The sequence below is a fragment of the Paraburkholderia sp. EG287B genome, from assembly GCF_040965595.1.
In the GTDB taxonomy this organism is placed as follows: Bacteria; Pseudomonadota; Gammaproteobacteria; order Burkholderiales; family Burkholderiaceae; genus Paraburkholderia.
Map to the genome: position 1 here is coordinate 1 of NZ_JBFRCG010000098.1, position 386 is coordinate 386.

The window sequence follows — 386 nt, forward strand, 5'->3', positions numbered from 1 at the left end:
CGCACTGCAACGGCGCAACGCGTGGCGCCATTCGGCTCGCCCGGTTGGGTCGTCCGGTGAAGATCATGATCGGAGGCATCACGGGCTGGCTGGACGAAGGATTCGAACTGGCCGTGAATACCCCCGAAGAGGCACGGTGAATGGCGGCAGCGTGGCGGGCGCGTATCAGGGCTAACCTCCTCAGTACGTTCCGAATGTCTCGAATTGACCGCAATCCGAACCACGGTTTGATCCCCGAGATCGTGAGGGAGAGAGCCTACTACGATAAAGACATAAGGCGACCCGTTACGGACCTTCCACCTGCTCCCAAGCGGTCGTTCAACATGCGCAGCCAACCGCGCTGGTAGGATGACGTTCGTGCCCAACACGCCTATCGCAGTTGAGCG

General features: G+C 60.6%; 1 pseudogene. It reads left to right on the forward strand.

Annotation, left to right across the window (positions count from 1 at the left end):
• Window positions 1-140, forward strand: a pseudogene (locus AB4Y40_RS42880) (rhodanese-like domain-containing protein); the annotation flags it as partial.
• Window positions 141-386: the final 246 nt, after the last annotated feature.